Annotated in this window: 12 protein-coding genes; 6 read left to right on the top strand and 6 right to left on the bottom strand. The window is 37.9% G+C overall.

Annotated features, from left to right (window positions below):
* Positions 1-39 precede the first annotated feature (39 nt).
* From DS737_RS04835 to DS737_RS04815, 4 genes are all read left to right on the top strand, one after another.
* Positions 40-816 (top strand): TrmH family RNA methyltransferase, encoded by a 777-nt coding sequence (locus DS737_RS04835; RefSeq protein ID WP_004640110.1) that lies wholly within the window; start codon positions 40-42, stop codon positions 814-816.
* Between the two features lie 158 nt (positions 817-974).
* Positions 975-1,586: an RNA polymerase sigma factor gene (locus DS737_RS04825; RefSeq protein ID WP_004640112.1), complete on the top strand. Its 612-nt coding sequence runs from the start codon at positions 975-977 to the stop codon at positions 1,584-1,586.
* Complete coding sequence (locus DS737_RS04820; protein WP_004640114.1) at positions 1,579-1,902, top strand: hypothetical protein; 324 nt, start codon at positions 1,579-1,581, stop codon at positions 1,900-1,902. Before DS737_RS04825 ends, DS737_RS04820 begins: the two co-directional genes overlap by 8 nt.
* On the top strand, positions 1,892-2,281 hold the full coding sequence (locus tag DS737_RS04815; protein WP_004640116.1) for a DUF3106 domain-containing protein: 390 nt from the start codon (positions 1,892-1,894) through the stop codon (positions 2,279-2,281). Before DS737_RS04820 ends, DS737_RS04815 begins: the two co-directional genes overlap by 11 nt.
* A 57-nt stretch (positions 2,282-2,338) precedes the next feature.
* Here DS737_RS04815 and DS737_RS04810 read toward each other — a convergent pair whose 3' ends face one another.
* The 4 genes from DS737_RS04810 to cxpE form a co-directional block, all read right to left on the bottom strand.
* The gene (locus DS737_RS04810; protein WP_113996931.1) at positions 2,339-4,819 is read right to left on the bottom strand and encodes a CSLREA domain-containing protein; all 2,481 of its coding nucleotides are present in this window, start codon (positions 4,817-4,819) and stop codon (positions 2,339-2,341) included.
* A gap of 14 nt (positions 4,820-4,833) precedes the next feature.
* Positions 4,834-6,720 carry a rhombotarget A gene (gene rbtA / locus DS737_RS04805; RefSeq protein ID WP_113996930.1) on the bottom strand — a complete coding sequence of 629 codons (1,887 nt, stop codon included), beginning with the start codon at positions 6,718-6,720 and terminating at the stop codon, positions 4,834-4,836.
* A 112-nt stretch (positions 6,721-6,832) separates the two neighbouring features.
* Positions 6,833-7,531, bottom strand: a complete 699-nt coding sequence (locus DS737_RS04800; protein ID WP_004640121.1) for a DnaA ATPase domain-containing protein — start codon at positions 7,529-7,531, stop codon at positions 6,833-6,835.
* A gap of 20 nt (positions 7,532-7,551) precedes the next feature.
* The gene (gene cxpE / locus DS737_RS04795; RefSeq protein ID WP_005089613.1) at positions 7,552-8,748 is read right to left on the bottom strand and encodes a chloramphenicol efflux transporter CxpE; all 1,197 of its coding nucleotides are present in this window, start codon (positions 8,746-8,748) and stop codon (positions 7,552-7,554) included.
* Positions 8,749-8,881: 133 nt separating this feature from the next.
* Here cxpE and purM point away from each other — a divergent pair, with 133 nt between their 5' ends.
* Both purM and purN read left to right on the top strand, forming a co-directional pair.
* Positions 8,882-9,952 (top strand): phosphoribosylformylglycinamidine cyclo-ligase, encoded by a 1,071-nt coding sequence (gene purM, locus DS737_RS04790; protein WP_017395182.1) that lies wholly within the window; start codon positions 8,882-8,884, stop codon positions 9,950-9,952.
* Complete coding sequence (purN, locus tag DS737_RS04785; protein WP_171061179.1) at positions 9,949-10,578, top strand: phosphoribosylglycinamide formyltransferase; 630 nt, start codon at positions 9,949-9,951, stop codon at positions 10,576-10,578. The genes purM and purN overlap by 4 nt, the downstream gene beginning before the upstream one ends.
* Positions 10,579-10,617: 39 nt before the next feature.
* On the opposite strand, the gene DS737_RS04780 is transcribed toward purN, so the two are convergent.
* Positions 10,618-11,409, bottom strand: coding sequence for an alpha/beta fold hydrolase (locus tag DS737_RS04780; protein ID WP_017395184.1), 792 nt, complete (start codon positions 11,407-11,409; stop codon positions 10,618-10,620).
* 145 nt (positions 11,410-11,554) lie between these two features.
* A complete protein-coding gene (gene sppA, locus DS737_RS04775; RefSeq protein WP_005089605.1) occupies positions 11,555-12,577 on the bottom strand; it encodes a signal peptide peptidase SppA in 1,023 nt (340 codons plus the stop codon).
* Between the last annotated feature and the right edge of the window lie 6 nt (positions 12,578-12,583).

The raw sequence follows: 12,583 nt of genomic DNA, 5'->3' as shown, positions 1-12,583 counted from the left end.
GGGCATCATTATATTGATGCCCTTTCGGATGTTCTTCTTATGGCGGTTATCTTTTTAGAATCAAAAGACAATGCAAAAATTAAACATTTGCGTGGCTTAATTGAACTCAATAGTGCTCGAAAAAAACACCAACAAACCGTTTTAGAAGGTAGTCACCTTTGCATTGCATGGTTGCAACAACAGAAAAAAATATTTTCTTTATTTACAACTGAACAAGCGCTTGCACATACAGATCTACAAAAAGTGATGGAGCTACATCAAGGTCATGTTTTCGTGATTAGCGAAGTACTCTATAAAGATCTAAGCACTCTAGGCACGACGCTTCCCTGCTTAGCCATTATTGATCTACCTAAAACAGCATCAACAATTGACTTTGGTGTTGATACCTTGATTTTGGAAAATATCCAAGACCCTGGAAATGTGGGGACATTATTACGTTCAGCAGCCGCAGCCAATATCAAACAAATCATTTGTACGCAAGGCTCTGCAACACTTTGGTCTCCAAGAGTGCTAAGAGCTGGCATGGGTGCTCATTTTAGTTTGAATTGTTTTGAAAACTTTCAGCTCAATGAAATTCTTCCAAAATTTCAGATCCCTGTTTTTGTCACCAGCTCACATAGATCTACAAGCCTATATTCCAAAGATTTGACCCAACCATGCGTATGGATTTTAGGGAATGAAGGTCAAGGTGCAAGTGAGTATGCACTTGAACATGCTCAAGCTGTAACAATTCCTCAACCGGGGGGACAAGAATCTTTAAACGTTGCAATCGCAGGTTCAATCTGCTTTTTTGAGATGGTCCGTCAACGTCTATAAAACGTTAAATTACATTAAAGCCGATTTTTTTGTTGGAAAAATCTATTACACTACAAAAAATAATTGCTTAAGTTGTCAACGCATCCACCATTTTCAACGTTATATGATTAATGAATTGATAATAATGGTGGGTTTCCATGACAGGATTTTCCATCTCTATGGATTTAGCACCGAAACAGGCTCAAACTGGCAACAGTACTGATACCAGTACTGTTGAACAACGTCTTCGTTTTTTTATGCAAGATGTGACTGGTCGTGCGCTTGTAATGATGGAAAGTGCTACACAAGGGCAACAAGGGATCGCAATGGATTTAGTGCAAGAAGCATTTATTTCTTTGCATAAATCATATGCAGATAAAAATACTGAAGAATGGTACCCGCTGTTCTATACAATCCTTAATAATAAACTACAAGATTGGAGACGTAAGGAAGCACGCCGCGCGAATCCATTTTCTTTATTTAAAAAAATTAATTTAGATGATGATGAAGAAATTACTGATATCATTGATGAATCTACACCGAATCCATTTGAGCTTCTTGATCAAGAAGTCACAATGGATGAAATTCAAGAAGCCATTCATCAGTTACCAGTTCGCCAACAACAAGCATTCATGCTGAGAGCTTGGGAGGGTTTCGACACGATGACCACTGCTCAAATTATGGACTGTAGTGAAGGTAGTGTAAAAACACACTATCACCGTGCAATTCAGGGGCTCCGAGTTGCTCTCGCGCATTTAAATCCACATACGGGAGGATCATCAAATGAATAAAGATGAGTTCACTAAACAAGTGACTTCCAAACTTGATCAACTTGCAAAAGAACAGCAGCACAATAAGCTCATGGTGATGAATCATGTTTTGGATAGTGTCCAAAAGAAACCAACGTCTTATTACAGCATTTGGAAAATGTCTGGTTTTGCATTAGCTGCTGCAATTACAGGTATTGTGATTTTACCAAACTCTTTACAATTGACTGATAAACCACAAAACCAAGTTGTGATTAATCCAAAACTGTCCCCTCAAATGGTTGAAGATATGGAAATGTTAATGGTCTTGGGCGAGGATAAGGTTCGACATGGCAGCTAAAAGATTAGCACTTGTTGTATGTACAGTCGGCTTATTACAGACGAGTTTTGCTGGCTCAGATCGCTTTTGGCCATTTTCCAAGCCAGTTAAAACAACGACAGAAGAAGCATGGGATGATTTATCCCCAGAAGAGCAACGTGCGCTTATAAAGCGATATCAAACGCTTAAAGAGATTCCTAACGATCAAAGCTCTCAACTACAACAACGCATGGAGTGGTTTACTCAACTCCCCGATGATGAAAAACAAAAAATGCGTGATGTATGGCAGAGAATGAGCACACAAGAACGCAGCACCTTACGTAAACGTATGCAAAATGCAAGTTTAGAAGAGCGAGTAAATATTAGAGAAGAATATTTAACTAAATATTCTGAACACTAAACAACTCTTGTTTAGTAAAAAAGAATAGCGCCATATGGCGCTATTTTTACATTGATCTTACTTTCTAAAACGGCGATAAGCTAACAAACCTAGTAGACCAAATAATGATAGAAGTGTTGTACTTCCTCCTCCACTTTTGGCATTACGAGTATCATCAGTTGTCGTTGCAGTACTAATCACCTTGACAGTTCCAACATTAGAAATTGCTGGCGTTTGGTCATTATCATACACTTGATAATTAAATGAGAAATTAAATGGGTTAAAAGCATTTGCTTCTTTAATATAAATATTCCCACCATAGCATTTTTCCTGTTGATCTGGCGCAGGACAATTCCCCTCTCGATCAGCAGTAATAATCAAATTACTAGAGACATTTGATAAACGGATAGGTAATTCTATGCCCTCAGCATTACGCCAAAAAGCAGGTTTATTTGGCTTTAACTGAGGACCTGAACCATTTTTACCTGTATCACCATCATCATTTGCAAAATCTAGCAAATTCAATGTCGCAGTTTCACTTTGCTTATATTTCAATGTTACAGAAGTATCGGTTACAACTGGTTTTATATTATTGAATTCTGCCTGAAGCAAACCTGATGACGTAACACTTTGATCGGATATAGACGTAATTGTATATTTACAGAATGCTTTATCACCAGATTGAGTAATCAAATCATCAATCCTGTAAATCATAATCTGCTCTAAATCTTCATTCCATTTACAGAATAGATTTTCGTCTGTCTTCAATTGATCTTTTGTCAATCCAGTGCCTAGTGTTTCAACATTGACTTTATATAGGTTTGGATCAAAAAATTCTAAAGCATGCGCGCCATCATCTCTACGTACTTCTTGAGGTAAAGTATCCCATAAATCCACGTAAATAGCTCTATACTTTAAGGCATTTTTTCTTGTCTCAGGGTTATTAAAAACGTTTAACTTTTTTTTGTATTGTTCTGCACGAAACTTATAATAAGGTACAAAATCTACATTATTTGGTTTTTTTACCAATTCATCGTATCTATCATATTCTATTTGATAGCTATCTATCATCTGACTGATCGATGAATTTGATAAATCTGGAAAGTCTCTGGCTGTTAATTTCATTAACTCTACAGATCCAATATCACAAGTATTTTTTAATGCAGAACTATCATCAACTATTCTATCAACCTTACGTGCCAACCCTCTTTGATCGAAGTCACTACAGTTTGTATTTGCTCCTGTATCAACCAGAGTTATTACTTTTTCATCTGTGTTTGCTCTATTATTTTTGGGATAATACAACGGAAGAAAAGCTGTATAAGATGAAGCTTCAACACGTGGACTTAATAAGTCAGTTATTAGTTTTCCTGTTATATCAATATTATTTTCTTTTGTAGCATCTGTTTTAAATACTTCATCTGGGAAATCACAAAAATTTGTACCAGAACGAGCAAAAGCATTATAGTTTGCTACTAATCCAACTAGTTTTTCTTCTTTTGCACTCCCTAGCAAATAACGACATGCATAAGTTCCCACCCCACCATTATAAGCAATTACATTAAAATTTAATACTTTTTGTCCAATTTTGTCATATAAAAATGTCGTATATGCATTATTTTCAACAATCGTGTTATTTTTTAGTAGTAATGCACTTTTGTCACTCAAAATACTATTACGGTTATTTTGACCAGATCCAACATCTGTATCGCCTGTAAATTTAATCAAATTCCCATGACTTAAATCTGCATTATTTTGAGAAATTGTATTAGATTCAAATAGAACACTTGGCTTGCCCATAAACTCAAACATACTTTTAGAAATATCTGAGCCATTATTCACAATACTGCTAAACTGAATATTAATATCACGACTGATATATAAATTATCATTAAAGTCATTCATTGCAAGTACACTTCCTATGGGTGCTCTATTGCCCTGAATTAGACTGTTTGATATTGCCAGCTTTGTAGCGTTTGCAGATAAATAAATAGCACCGCCAGCTTGCCCTGCATCCGAATTTAATATATGACTTCTATTTAATACTACATCAGCACCAGCATAAATTGCACCACCTATACTTGCTGTTCTTCCTCCAGTTAAAATCAAATTGTTTAAGTTCAAACTTTTTTGAGAAAAAGCTGTATTAAAAATACGTGAGTTTTCTGCTTTAATTGTTGTTTTTAATGACGTCAGTGCTGGGTATTGATTAACCACATCATTAATTAAAATATTCTGTTCATTCCAATTAACAGGACTTTCACCCCAAATAACAACATTAACTTGCGGGACAAGCTCTTTCTTTAAAATATATTCACCAGCTTTTAACTGAATATGATTGGAATTACTAGTTAAAAAACCAGTTTTTATTATACAACCACCAAAAGACGTGCGTAATCGTGCTGCTTCTAAGGCTTCTCGAAGAGAACATGTATTTGGATTCTCACCATATTCATCATCAAAAGTCGTAACCTGAATCATCTCGCCATTTGTTGAGGCAATCAATGACATCGAAGATAATAATACTGTCGTTAAAAAAGCTTTCTTATATTTTCTCATCTCATCATCCTTGATTATGACTTAAAACGTCGAAATCCAACTAAACTAAATAGTATTAGCATTACTCCAAACCCCACGCTACCGCCACCAACGTTTACCGTTTTACTTTTAAAAGTATTTTGTGGTTCCTGTACGATATTCGTTGGTATTTCAATATATTGAGTAGAAATATCATTAAAACGAGTTATGGTTGTTATAATACGCAACTTAAACTTATCAGCTCCATGCCAATTACCATTTGGTATGTAAGTAACGTTACCGAGTTGATCTATTGTAACAGTTCCTTTAGAAACAGTTTCCGTTTGCTCTACATCTAAGCAACCAGGTTGCCAAGGTTTTCCTTTAGAGTCTGTATTACGTTTCAATAACTCAGTACATATCTTAGGATCTAATAGTTCTCCATCTAACAAACTCTTGGCGATACTAAACTTAGCTAGTTGACCATAGAAGATATCTTGTCCAGCAATTTGAACATCTCCTCTATTAACAATAAGCTCAACAGCACCTAAATCACAAAGCTCATCGTAACCGCTACGGCGCTTATCACGCTGATCAGTGAATTCACAACTAGCAATACCCAAATTTGTTCCATCACTATATATACGACCTTTATTAACAATCAAGGACTCAGAAAGTGAATTATAGGTGGTTAACAACCGTGGCTGAAAAAAACCAAACATACTATCTTCTGGTACTTTATACGGACAAAGCAAACCCTTACTTTGGGGATAATCGCAATGCCCTTCTGTCATACCACCAGCAATTAATTGACTATTACCAAGCATATAGTTTGGTCGACCGGAAGTAGCATTTAGATCACATTCTAGAGTAGTTAAATTACTTTCAACAACTGCTTGATTATCTTCTGATTGAGCACAGTTTTTTATACCATTTTCAGCAATAATACTATTTGAAACATAGGAACTTGGAAGTTCTTCTACTTTTTCCTCTTCTTCACCATTTTCAGTAACTTTTATTTTGGCTTTCCATTTAATCGCATCAAGATACAAACCTGCTGCATTTCGAATGATTGTTATATTATTAAAGATCATACCTTCACGAATATTAGCAACAAACCCACCTTTATTATCAAAGATGGTACTATTTCTGACTCCAACATCTCTATTAATTAACGAACTACCAATTGTCTCATCACTCAGACCGGTGTTAACAAATAACAAGGAACCTTTTAACCCTTCAGCACCTTCATTATTTCTAATTACCGAGTTCCAAATTAAATAGCTTGGCATATCACTATAAATAACAGCACCTTGATTAGCCTTGTTATTTTCTATAATACTATTAAAAATTTCTACTCTACCGATAGTATTTGTTGTTGTAGATTGAATACCCACATTGTAAATTACTCCTCCCTGATTGGCATTACCACCCGATAACCGTGAGTAATGAATTTTTAAATATTCACGATTTAAAATCAGACCACCAAAATTATCTATTTTTTCAGATGACCCCTTTAGATTAAGCTCCTTAAAAACAACATTGACTAAAGCTTTTTCAACATCCCCATCATCGATCACAAATAACCGATTTTTCCCAGTTATACTAATCGTCGCATTATTCAAACCTATCTTCTGATTATTAAAGTCCGTACTTGCAGCTGTTGCTATGGTCATTGGCGCTTTAATTTCTAACTGACTATTTAATTTATATTCTTGATCTCGCTTCAATATGATTGTCGAGTTAGAGTCTTTATTACCACATCCGTTGTAGCCATTTTTATATTGATCTTCAGTTCGATTATTTAAAAAGAATATAGCTTCACGTAATGAACAAACGGAATCATTTTTGTCTTCATCCACTAATGTCGTAACAAGAATATCTGCTGAATATGCATGTCCAGTAATCGCAAATAAAGCACAGGCAAGCGTCCGCTTGAGCATACCGTTCTCCTTCTATTTTCATTTTTCTAGGTATTGCAAAAATCCGATTTTGCAACCACATCCTTTGTGCGTACTTTGTCACAGCTCTCGAAATTACTCAAGAAATTTTATGCTATTGGCGATATTCATCAATCAATGCATAAATTTGTTTCAATGTGGTGTTAGATAGCTTGGTTTTTTCACCTTTCAGCATTTTTTCTAATTGAGCCAATGTCTGTAAAAGAATCGAAGCTTGATGAGGACCATTGTGCAATAAGTAGTCCACAATTTGCTGATCAAAATGAATGCCTCGACGTGTCATCACAGATTGTAGTAATGCCTGTCGATCAACAAAAGAGCTTCCATTTGGCGCTTTTACGCTCACAGCCTGTGTCAATCTTGATTGCAAATCGGGAAGCTCTAATTTCAACTCAATCGGCGCTACTCGAGATGAGAATACTAATTGCCCCTCATGGTTATTCATCAAATGGAAAACTGCTTTTTGCCAATGAGGCACTCCACTAATTGCATCAATATCATCTAATGCCACTAAATCATAAAACTCTAAAGCAGTAATCGCTTCAATTGGTGCATCTAATAAAGCCAGCAAAGAAACCTTTATAGCTGGACGTCCCAGCTCTAGATATGAATCACAAATCGCTGATAATAAATGGCTTTTTCCCGTTCCAGCACCACCATAAATATACAGACGGCTAACCAACCCTGTATGTAGTTGTCTCACTGCATCAACTACAGGTCCCCAACCCGGCCCCGAAAAATCACTAATTCGGGCATCCAGTTGTGGTTCAATATCCAGTTGTAATTGACGCATAGAGTTAATTTGTTCCCCGCTTACTTGGAGTCATCTTTTAGATTAGAAGTCTCTGTATCTTGAGAGTTTTTTATTTCAAGATCAAGCTCTACTTGATCGGTTTCAACACTGATATGTTGTGGCGTACTTTCAACGACAACCATTTCTTGGGGAAGTCCATAGAATCTGCTTTTTTCATAATTGTCTCGAGCATGTCTGAGTAATACAACAATCACAGCCGCGACAGGCAATGCGATCAACATTCCAAGAAAACCTGCGAGTTGCGCACCAGCTAAAACAGCAAATACCACCGCAACTGGAGACAAACCAATTTTATCTCCGAGTAGGAAAGGTTGAAGAATATAGCCTTCCACCATTTGCCCAACAAGAAAAACAGCTCCAACCAAAAGCAGTTGTGTCCAATCTAGTCCAAACTGAAATAAAGTTGCTATAACTGCAGCAATAATCCCAACGGCAAAACCAAGATATGGAATGATACTTGCCAGACCTGCGACCATCCCTATAATCAGCCCCACTTCTAAGCCAATAAGTTGCAGTCCTACAGCATAGATCACCCCTAATAAAAGCATCACTAAAAACTGACCTTTTACAAACGCACCTAATACACTATGGCATTCGCGGATAATTTTTAAAGTAGATGCTTCATATGGACGTGGAATCAAGCGACGTAAACTTTGAAGCATTCTTTCCCAGTCCAAAAGGAAATAGAAAGAAATAATCGGGATCAAAATAATAATCCCACCAATTTGGATAAAATTTAGACCTGATTGTGCGAGACGTAGAGCAAAGGTTTGAATGCTATCTGAGCTATAATTTGTTTGTACATATTCCATCACGACTTTTGAGATTTGATCAGTGTCAATTTCCATTGGAACCAAATCAAAAGTTTCAGACATCCAAGGTAGAAACGTTGCATTTACCCAATGAATACCTGCTGGAATGCTATCCCGTGCATAAATCAATTGTTTCCATACAAGAGGAGCCAGAAACCATAAAACAACGGTTAGTGTCACACCAATACCGATAAATACCACACTAATCGCTAACCAACGTGGTAGCTTGATCTTCACTAAGACGTCAACCAGTGGACTAAAAAAATATGCAATCAAAAACGCACCAACAAACGGGATCACAATTGGCTTGAGTAGATAAAGCACCCAAAGCAATAATGCGATCCCAGCGAGGATAAAGATACGGCGGAGTACCAGATCTTGCATAAAATTTAACCTTTGTTCGTGTAATCGTTATAAATGGAAAAAATTTTTAATAAAGATAGCATTTTCGAGCATAAATAACATAAGAGTTTCGTATATTCAGGTTATAATCTGCCGCCAATGCGGAGACTTCACTATGAGCAACTCAACTTCTACCCCAAATACTGGTTTAAGCTACAAAGATGCGGGCGTCGACATTGAAGCGGGCGACGCACTGGTCGATCGTATCAAATCTGTCGCAAAACGCACCACTCGTCCTGAAGTCATGGGCGGTCTTGGTGGTTTTGGCGCACTATGCAAAATTCCAAAAGGTTATGAAGAGCCTGTATTGGTTTCAGGAACTGACGGCGTAGGTACAAAATTACGCTTAGCCCTCAATCTCAATCGTCATGACACAATTGGACAAGATCTTGTCGCAATGTGTGTAAACGATTTACTGGTTTGTGGTGCAGAACCTTTATTCTTCTTAGATTACTATGCAACTGGACATTTGAATGTAGATGTTGCAGCAAACGTTGTAACGGGTATCGGTAAAGGTTGTGAGCTTGCTGGTTGCGCACTGGTCGGTGGTGAAACTGCTGAAATGCCGGGTATGTATGAAGGTGAAGATTACGACCTTGCTGGTTTCGCAGTAGGTGTCGTTGAACAAAGTAAGATCATTGACGGCACTAAAGTCAAAGCCGGTGATGTTTTGATCGGTGTAGCATCAAGTGGTGCTCATTCAAATGGTTATTCATTACTACGCAAAATCTTAGATGTTAAGAATGTAGATTTAACTCAAATCATTGATGGTCGCCCACTCGCTGATGTTGCAATGGAACCAACGCGCATTTATGTAAAACCTGTTTTAGAACTGTGCAAACAAGTTGACGTGCATGCAATGGCACATATCACAGGTGGTGGTTTACCAGGTAACCTTCCTCGCGTCCTTCCGAATGGCGCTCAAGCTGTCATTGATGAATCAAGCTGGGAATGGTCTGAGTTATTCCAATTACTACAACGAGAAGGCAATGTAGAACGCTTCGAAATGTATCGCACATTTAACTGTGGCGTTGGTATGGTCATTGCGGTTGATCCTAGTGAAGCAGATAAAGCAATTGAAGTCTTAAATGCACAAGGTGAAAAAGCTTGGAAGATTGGTCATATCCAAGAAAATGCTGAATCTGTTGAAGGCGCTGACGAAAAAATTCGTGTGATCTTTGCATAATGAGAATTGCGGTCCTTGTCTCTGGCAACGGTAGCAACCTACAAGCCCTGATAGATGCAAATCTGTCAGGGCAAATCATTGGTGTCTTATCCAACAAAGCTGATGCTTATGCATTACAACGTGCCGAAGATGCCAATATTGCAACCGCAGTCATTTCACATAAAGACTTTCCAACTAGAGAAAGCTTTGATGAAGCTATGCATCAACAATTGATCGCATGGCAAATTGATTTAGTCATCCTTGCAGGTTTTATGCGGATTTTAACACCAAACTTTGTCAGTAAATGGCAAGGTAAGATGTTAAATATCCACCCTTCTCTGCTGCCTTTTTATAAAGGTGTTAATACACATCAACGTGTGTTAAATACTGGAGATCGCTTGCATGGTTGTACGGTTCATTTTGTAACAGCAGAATTAGATGCTGGTCAAAGCATTGCGCAATCTGCAATTCAAGTCAGTCTAAATGACACGGTAGAAAGCTTAGCGCAACGGGTACACCAACTTGAGCATTTCATTTACCCTCAAGTTGTACAATGGTTTTGTACGGGTCAATTAACTTGGCAAAATGGTCAAGCCTACTTCAATCAAAAACCATTAGAACAACCGATTCAGTTTGCCCAATACTAAAAAATAAAAAACACATCCTCGGATGTGTTTTTTATTGGCTCAACGCACCAGACTTTTAATTTTATCAACTGTTTCCAATGGATGTTCTAAGGGGAACATATGGCCACCCTCAACCACAGAAAAAGGAATTCCCAATTTCTTTTGTGCGACTTGAGGAAATTTTTCTTTTAAGAAAACACTGTCACGACCAACCACTAAATGGACTGGAACAGGCGGTTTGGGCATCGGCAACCACCACATCGAAGGTGTAGTTCTAAATAATCCAACTTCATCCGCTTTGGGAATCGTCAATGTCACCCCACCTCTTTGCGGATCATTGGTTAATGCATAGTCAATATATGCTTGAAAACAGTCAGGATCAAAATGTTGGTAGAAACCTCTTGAACCAAGCAATTCGGCAGCTTGTTCACGTGACTCCCAATGATCTCGACGGCGAGCCGATAGACCCGCTGGAGTGATCTTGTCGACTAGTTTAGGCTTAAAAATTTTAGCCAGATGAAAAACAAAAGAAGCCTTACCAATAATTAAAGGTGGATCCAGCATAATCACTTGAGAAAATAACTCAGGACGACGATAAGCTGCCATCAATGTGAGCACCGAACCTAAAGAATGTCCTAAACCAATCACCTGTCGCCCTTGTGCTTGTTGCACAACACTATCAATTACTTGGTCTACCAAATGTGACCAGCCATCTGTGATGGGATAACGCTTATCTGTTCCTATCTCAGCAACATAAATAATGTCGTATTGATTTTCCAATTGGCGAAAAAGCTTTTGATAAACTTTAGATGGAACCCCATTGGCATGGGCAAAATGAATAATAGGTTTCATAACAGTCTTTTTAAGCGTATAGATTGATAAAGTATCTTCCACTTAAACAGTGTAGCAACCAAAAAGGAAGAACTGAGTAGTTATTTTTGAAAAAACTAGGGCTGCAATCAAGTACAGCCCTGAAGATTAAAATATTTTAGCGGCGTTATTGTATTTTTGCGTTTTGTTGAGCCTGAAGTTGATCTGCAAGTGAACTACTAATTCCCTCGCCGATCTTTGCTCCCATACGCCCTAAAATAGACTCGAAAGGATTACGTTGAACAGTATAATCAACTTTTTGACTCACATTTAGATCACGCATTAATGTCGTCATACTACCACTACGGTCCGCGACACCTAAGGCAACTGCCTGTTCACCTGTCCAAAATAGACCTGAGAAAATCGCAGGATCATTCGATTTCAAACGTTTGCCACGACCTTCTTTAACCGCATTAATAAAATGAGCATGTACATTATCCAATACTGATTGCACATGCTGTTTTTGTGCTGGATCAAGAGGTTTAGTCATACTCAAAATATCTTTATTACTACCCGAAGTTAAGGTACGGTCCTCTATTCCGAGCTTTTGAGCTAACCCACTTAAACCATAGTTAGGCATAATGACACCGATTGATCCCACCAAACTCGATGGATTGACAATAATCTCATCTGCTGCTGAAGCAATATAATAAGCACCCGATGCACCCATATCACCAATCACAGCATAGACCTTCTTATCAGGATGTTGTTTCTTCAGGTAACGGATTTCTTGCCAAATTTCATCAGATTGCACAGGAGAACCGCCTGGTGAGTTGATATTCAAGGCAACTGCTTTACTACCACTTGCCTCAAAAGCACGTTTGAGTGCCTTATTTGTATCATCACTGTTTACAGTAGAAGAACCGCTGGAAGAGTCGATCGTTCCAATAATATCCACAACTGCCAAATGATCACTGGTAATATTGGTCGTTGTTTTCGTCGAAGACGTCGAACACCCTTTACCCATTGCAATCAACACGAAAAGTAAATATGCAAAACCTAGGAATTTAAAAAAGATACTCCAACGTCGGCTTCGACGCTGCTCTTCGACAGAAGCCAATACGGCCTTTTCTAAAATCTGCCATTCTTTGCCTGTCACATTATTCGGATTTGTGGGTTCATTTTGTGGTTTTGGTGGCCAATCGGACATAAGACT

This window comes from Acinetobacter haemolyticus (genome assembly GCF_003323815.1).
Lineage (GTDB): Bacteria > Pseudomonadota > Gammaproteobacteria > Pseudomonadales > Moraxellaceae > Acinetobacter > Acinetobacter haemolyticus.
Note: the sequence above shows the minus strand (reverse complement) of the source record. Positions and strands in the feature narration are given on the sequence as shown.

What these genes read in the sequence shown, in the direction of transcription:
- DS737_RS04835 (WP_004640110.1), top strand. Translation starts at nt 40, where the DNA reads ATGGCGGTTATCTTTTTAGAATCAAAAGACAATGCAAAAATTAAACAT.
- DS737_RS04825 (WP_004640112.1), top strand. Translation starts at nt 975, where the DNA reads ATGGATTTAGCACCGAAACAGGCTCAAACTGGCAACAGTACTGATACC.
- DS737_RS04820 (WP_004640114.1), top strand. Translation starts at nt 1,579, where the DNA reads ATGAATAAAGATGAGTTCACTAAACAAGTGACTTCCAAACTTGATCAA.
- DS737_RS04815 (WP_004640116.1), top strand. Translation starts at nt 1,892, where the DNA reads ATGGCAGCTAAAAGATTAGCACTTGTTGTATGTACAGTCGGCTTATTA.
- DS737_RS04810 (WP_113996931.1), bottom strand. Translation starts at nt 4,819, where the DNA reads ATGAGAAAATATAAGAAAGCTTTTTTAACGACAGTATTATTATCTTCG.
- rbtA (WP_113996930.1), bottom strand. Translation starts at nt 6,720, where the DNA reads ATGCTCAAGCGGACGCTTGCCTGTGCTTTATTTGCGATTACTGGACAT.
- DS737_RS04800 (WP_004640121.1), bottom strand. Translation starts at nt 7,531, where the DNA reads ATGCGTCAATTACAACTGGATATTGAACCACAACTGGATGCCCGAATT.
- cxpE (WP_005089613.1), bottom strand. Translation starts at nt 8,748, where the DNA reads ATGCAAGATCTGGTACTCCGCCGTATCTTTATCCTCGCTGGGATCGCA.
- purM (WP_017395182.1), top strand. Translation starts at nt 8,882, where the DNA reads ATGAGCAACTCAACTTCTACCCCAAATACTGGTTTAAGCTACAAAGAT.
- DS737_RS04780 (WP_017395184.1), bottom strand. Translation starts at nt 11,409, where the DNA reads ATGAAACCTATTATTCATTTTGCCCATGCCAATGGGGTTCCATCTAAA.
- sppA (WP_005089605.1), bottom strand. Translation starts at nt 12,577, where the DNA reads ATGTCCGATTGGCCACCAAAACCACAAAATGAACCCACAAATCCGAAT.